The organism is Bradyrhizobium sp. (assembly GCF_019244115.1).
Lineage (GTDB): Bacteria > Pseudomonadota > Alphaproteobacteria > Rhizobiales > Xanthobacteraceae > Bradyrhizobium.
Genome location: NZ_JAFATE010000378.1, coordinates 1 through 5,055, shown reverse-complemented (window position 1 = coordinate 5,055; position 5,055 = coordinate 1). Strand labels below are relative to the sequence as shown.

Annotated in this window: 8 protein-coding genes and 1 other RNA gene; 1 reads left to right on the top strand and 8 read right to left on the bottom strand. The window is 61.1% G+C overall.

All coding sequences use genetic code 11. From position 1 onward, the window contains the following. Both JOZ76_RS16700 and JOZ76_RS16695 read right to left on the bottom strand, forming a co-directional pair. Nucleotides 1–260, bottom strand: a 260-nt coding sequence (locus JOZ76_RS16700; RefSeq protein ID WP_291699846.1) for a FeoB small GTPase domain-containing protein, incomplete at its 3' end; no start/stop codon positions are given. Between the two features lie 16 nt (nucleotides 261–276). Beyond that, a complete protein-coding gene (locus tag JOZ76_RS16695; protein WP_291699844.1) occupies nucleotides 277–552 on the bottom strand; it encodes a FeoA family protein in 276 nt (91 codons plus the stop codon). 167 nt (nucleotides 553–719) lie between these two features. Between JOZ76_RS16695 and JOZ76_RS16690 the strand changes: the two genes are divergently transcribed. After that, nucleotides 720–1,304 (top strand): tetratricopeptide repeat protein, encoded by a 585-nt coding sequence (locus tag JOZ76_RS16690; RefSeq protein ID WP_291699842.1) that lies wholly within the window; start codon nucleotides 720–722, stop codon nucleotides 1,302–1,304. A gap of 61 nt (nucleotides 1,305–1,365) precedes the next feature. Here the strand turns inward: JOZ76_RS16690 and JOZ76_RS16685 are convergent, their stop codons facing one another. The 6 genes from JOZ76_RS16685 to ssrA form a co-directional block, all read right to left on the bottom strand. Continuing rightward, nucleotides 1,366–1,614 carry a ribbon-helix-helix domain-containing protein gene (locus tag JOZ76_RS16685; protein ID WP_291699840.1) on the bottom strand — a complete coding sequence of 83 codons (249 nt, stop codon included), beginning with the start codon at nucleotides 1,612–1,614 and terminating at the stop codon, nucleotides 1,366–1,368. A gap of 23 nt (nucleotides 1,615–1,637) precedes the next feature. Continuing rightward, entirely contained in the window at nucleotides 1,638–1,922 is a 285-nt protein-coding gene (locus JOZ76_RS16680; protein ID WP_291699839.1) for a ribbon-helix-helix domain-containing protein, read from the bottom strand. Beyond that, nucleotides 1,919–2,107, bottom strand: a complete 189-nt coding sequence (locus JOZ76_RS16675; protein WP_291699837.1) for a DUF4169 family protein — start codon at nucleotides 2,105–2,107, stop codon at nucleotides 1,919–1,921. Before JOZ76_RS16675 ends, JOZ76_RS16680 begins: the two co-directional genes overlap by 4 nt. 294 nt (nucleotides 2,108–2,401) lie before the next feature. Continuing rightward, nucleotides 2,402–3,820 (bottom strand): class II fumarate hydratase, encoded by a 1,419-nt coding sequence (fumC, locus tag JOZ76_RS16670; protein ID WP_291699835.1) that lies wholly within the window; start codon nucleotides 3,818–3,820, stop codon nucleotides 2,402–2,404. 99 nt (nucleotides 3,821–3,919) lie between these two features. Next, on the bottom strand, nucleotides 3,920–4,441 hold the full coding sequence (locus JOZ76_RS16665) for an SspB family protein (RefSeq protein WP_291699833.1): 522 nt from the start codon (nucleotides 4,439–4,441) through the stop codon (nucleotides 3,920–3,922). Between the two features lie 154 nt (nucleotides 4,442–4,595). Continuing rightward, nucleotides 4,596–4,951: a transfer-messenger RNA gene (gene ssrA / locus JOZ76_RS16660) on the bottom strand. Between the last annotated feature and the right edge of the window lie 104 nt (nucleotides 4,952–5,055).

The following is a 5,055-nucleotide window of genomic DNA, read 5'->3' as shown; positions in this document are numbered from 1 at the left end:
TCGCCGCGCGTCCGGCCGAGCACGATGTCGCGCGTGATCTCCTCGTCGGGGCTGCGGCCTCTCAGCGAATAGGTGCCCGGCAGGTCGACCAACGAGACCTGGCGCCCGTGCGGCGTGACGAAGGATCCTTCCTTGCGTTCGACCGTGACGCCCGGATAGTTCGCGACCTTCTGCCGGCTGCCGGTCAACGCGTTGAACAGCGCGGTCTTGCCGCTGTTCGGCGTGCCCACAAGGGCCAGATGCATCAACCGTGCTTCCATGTGGGACCTGCTTGCTTCAGGCGACGATGACCGCCATCGCCTCCCGGCGGCGCACGGCAATGGTGACGTTGTCGACACGAACCGCGATGGGGTCGCGCGACACGATACCTTCGTGCAAAATCTCCACCTTGGCGCCCTCGACGAAGCCGAGTTCGATCAGGCGGCTTTCCAGTTCGGCGTCAGGCAGCGCGGAGCCAGCCCCTTTCGTTGAAAGGCGCTGGATCACACCACTATAGCCGCGCCGGGCGAGGCCGAGGCGCATGGGCCGCCGTTGATTTCCGTGTTCGTTCATAGTCCTAATTTTCAATCGCAAGGCTGTGGGTCAAGCGGCGCGGTCAAGAGAGCTGCTCACCTTAGAGCGATTGTAAGGGACATCTCTCGGTCGGGAATATCAGTTGGGATGGCGGGGTTGAGGAGGATACTTCGGATCCGTCGCGCTACCCCAAAGAGGAGGCATGCATGATCAAACGAGTGTTCAGGTTCCTGACATTCCTGTCATTTTCCGCTGGATTGGCAATCGCGCTGCCGACGATACCGATTCATGCCGCGGGTGGTGGCGGAGGGGGAGGTGGAGCAGCGCCCACCGAGGAAGCGCCGCCGCCATCGAAATCCAATTCGATGAAGTCCACCCACAAAGCCAAGAAGGCCAAGCAGTCGCTGTTCGACGATCCGGCCTTTGCGAAAGGATACCGCGACGCCTACGCGACCATTTATGACCAGCACGATTATGCTTCGGCGATCGCGCAGCTTCACGCCCTTGGCCACGACGATTTCGCCAACGTGGCCAATCTGATCGGCTATTCCTATCGCAAGCTCGGCGATTACAAGCTCTCGCAGGTCTGGTACGAGCGCGCGCTGAAATCGGATCCGAACCACGTCCTGACCTGGAACTACTACGGTCTTTGGCAGCTCGAGCAGGGCAACCGCGATCAGGCGATCTATCACCTGCACCGGATCGCCGAGATATGCGGCACCGACTGCAGCGAGTATAAGACGCTCGCCGCCGCCCTGGACCTGCCGCCGGGCACCGGGCTCGTCTACTAGCCCTCGACAACCGGCACGATGGCGCGCCTCTCTTGCGAAGACGCGCGCCGTCGAGCCAGGCTCAGCCGAGCGACTTGGCCTCGTGCGGTGTCATCGCCCGGCTCCTGAAATAGTCGAGGACGAAGAGGCGGATCGCTGACGACAGGTTGCCCTGCTGGCGATTGCTGTCGATCTCGCCGACGAGTTCGGACAGCGTCATGTTCCGGAGGCCGGAGATCTCTTTCATCCCGTTCCAGAACGCCTCTTCGAGGCTGACGCTAGTCTTGTGACCCGCGACCACGATCGAGCGCTTCACCACCGGCGACTTCATCGGCAAGGTCCTCGCCGCTGGTCCTAGACCGGTCCGGCGACCTGCTCGCGCACCTGGCGGAGGCCCATCGACACCGCTTCCTGCGGTGCTATCGCCCGGCTCTTGAAATAGTCGAGGACGAAGAGCCGGATCGCCGACGACAGGTTGCCCTGCTGGCGATTGCCGTCGATCTCCCCGACGAGTTCGGACAAGGTCATGTTCCGAAGTCCGGAGATCTCTTTCATCCCGTTCCAGAATGCCTCTTCAAGGCTGACGCTGGTCTTGTGACCGGCAACCACAATTGAACGTTTTACCACAGGCGACTTCATGACGCGTCCTCGCCATTGAGCTGATGTTGATCCAAGAATTCACGCGCGCGCTTGCCCGACTTCTCGTCGGCTGCACGTTCTGATTTGGTGCGCCCAAACTGCGCACGATTGGCTGCGGCCTGCTGCTCCGACGCGTCGCGTGCGACGCGTTTCTTGAAGCGTTTCAGGTTGATGATTTCGCCCATGGCCGCTCCCATCAATCGACGATTGCAGAGCGCGAGAGCGCATTGCGAAGCACGAGGCAGCGGTATTGCGCGAATGCGGTCTCTGCCCGTGTCCAAAGTTCCACTCTGCTCACCCTCCAATACCATCAACAGAACTGCGGACCGCAATCGTTGACGATGTCAGTGATCCATGCTCGCCGAACACCAGCGGGCTGGTATTCGAAGGCATTGTTAGGCGGAATGGTAAGGAATTGCAGTCCGTATTACTACGGGAATACCGCTAATATTCGAATGTACTTTATGTTCTCTTCGCTCTCAACCTGGGCGCGTCATTTTCTCCGGCTGAACCAGACGGTCGAATTCCTGCGCGGAGACAAAGCCCAGCCGCACGGCCTCTTCCTTGAGCGTTGTTCCTCGCGCGTGCGCCGATTTGGCGACCTTGGCAGCACTGTCATATCCGATCCTGGGTGCAAGCGCGGTGACCAGCATCAGCGAGCGTTCCATCAATTCGTGGATGCGCTTCTCGTCGGCACGCAGACCTGCAACGCAGTTCGCGGCAAATGAGCGCACGGCATCGGCGAGCAATTGAACAGAATGCATCATGCAATAGGCGAGAATTGGCTTGTAGACGTTCAGTTCGAAATGCCCCTGGCTGCCGGCGACCGTAATGGCCGTGTGATTGCCGAACACCTGGCAGCAGACCATCGTCAGCGCTTCACACTGCGTCGGATTGACCTTGCCCGGCATGATCGAGGAGCCAGGTTCGTTTTCGGGCAGGATGAGTTCGCCGAGACCGGACCGGGGCCCGGATCCCAGGAAACGAACGTCGTTTGCGATCTTGAATAGTCCGGTCGCCGCCGCGTTGATGGCGCCATGCGCGAAGACGTAGGCATCATGGGAGGCCAGCGCCTCGAACTTGTTCGGCGCGCTGGTGAATGGCAGGCCGGTGATCTTTGCGACCTGTTTTGCGAACAGTTTTGCAAATCTCGGCTTTGCGTTGAGGCCGGTGCCGACGGCAGTGCCGCCCTGTGCGAGCAGAAAAAGATCTTTCACGACGGTGCGCAGCCGCATGATGGCGCTCTCCACCTGCGCCGCATAGCCTGAAAATTCCTGTCCGAGCGTGAGCGGAGTGGCGTCCTGCGTGTGCGTGCGGCCGATCTTCACGATATTAGCGAAAGCTTTTTCCTTCTCGCGCAGCAGGTGCAAAAGCTCGCTCAAGGCCGGAACGAGATCGCCGAGAATGCCTTGCACCGCCGCGATATGCATCGCGGTCGGAAACGAGTCGTTCGACGACTGGCTCATGTTGACATGATCGTTCGGGTGAAGCGGCGCCTTGGCGCCGAGCTCGCCGCCGAGCAGCTCGTTGGCCCGGTTGGCGATCACCTCGTTCAGGTTCATGTTGGTTTGTGTGCCGGAGCCGGTCTGCCACACGACAAGGGGAAAGTGGTCGTCGAGCTTGCCGTCGATCACCTCGCGCGCCGCGCGGATGATGGCGTTCGCGCGCCGCTGATCAATCAGTCCGAGTTCGCGATTCGCCTGGGCTGCCGCGAGCTTGACGATGCCGAGCGCACGAATGATGGGGATAGGCATCCGATCGTGGCCGATGCGAAAATTCTGGCGCGACCGTTCCGTCTGGGCGCCCCAGTAGCGGTCGGCAGGAACCTCGATCGGACCAAAACTGTCGGTCTCGACGCGGGTGGATTTGGCTTGGGTCGAACGGCTGGATCCGGTCATCAGGCGTGCCCGCTGTGTTTTTTTGACCGGCGTCCCCGGCCTCACATACGGTCACTATAGGATATGGGGACGAACGCGGAAGACGCCCGGTATGTCCAGCTATTTCTTGCGGAAGCGATCCAGCCGGACCACCTCGGCGCCATCCCCCGGTTTGGCCGGTTGTCCGGTCTCTTCGCCGGTTGGCTGCGGCGCGGGCGCCGCCGTTGCTGCAGGCGAGGGCGCGGGCCCCCCGGGCAGGTTCTTCGCCGTCGTCTCCGCTGCGATCTCGGACGGCTCAAATTGAGCGGCGAACTGCACCGACGGGTCGAAGAAGCTCTTGATGGCCTTGAAGGGAATCGACAGGCGCTCCGGGATGCCGCCGAACGACAGGCCGACCTCGAAGCGATCATCGAACACCGCCAGATCCCAGAACTGGTGCTGCAGGATGATAGTCATTTCGTCGGGATATTGCGCAAGCAGGCGCGCCGATAGCTTGACGCCCTCGGCCTTGGACAGAAACGTAATGAAAAAATGGTGCTCGCCGGGCAGTCCGTGGGCCGCCGCGTCGCTCAGCACGCGCCGCAGTACGCCGCGCAACGCGTCGCGCGTCAGCACATCGTATCGGATGTGGTCGGTGGCCATGGTTCAGTCCCAGTCCCGTCGCAATCCAAAGGTGCCGGCCAAACCGGTTGCCCGACTCGCCTTGTCCTGCATCGTAACCTGCCGAACCGCCGAGGTCAGCGGGGGAAATTCGGCAGGCACAGCCAAAACAGCCCGAACAACAGGCAGAGCGTGAAGTGGAGGCTTCTGTTGCCAGGTGCCTCCGAACCCCGCCTGACGGAGCTTAACCCATCAGGACTTTAGAGTGGTCTTTCAAACTGCGTTACGCAGCCTGAGCAACCGGAGCAAAGTTGTCGTTGGCAACTATTGCAGTAGCCCGATAACGGCGGAACAATACCGGGAAAAAGCTCGCCCTTTACGCCCTCGTCGATCCTATTTCGCCCCCGCCGAAGCCCGCCTGACGTGCGGGCTTTGGTGGAGGCGCCGGGTACCGCCCCCGGGTCCGAATGGTTTATTTCGACGGCGATTTATTTCCATAGCCGGCGAACCGGCACGTCCAATATAGGGGCCAATGGTTGAGAAAGACAGTGCCTGGGAGAGCGCGGCACCCGACAAAAATGTGGGCGGAGGCCCGGAACCGGGCGAATTGGTTGGCTCGCGGCATTTTGCCGTCCTAGACTTTTCATCCGTCCTTT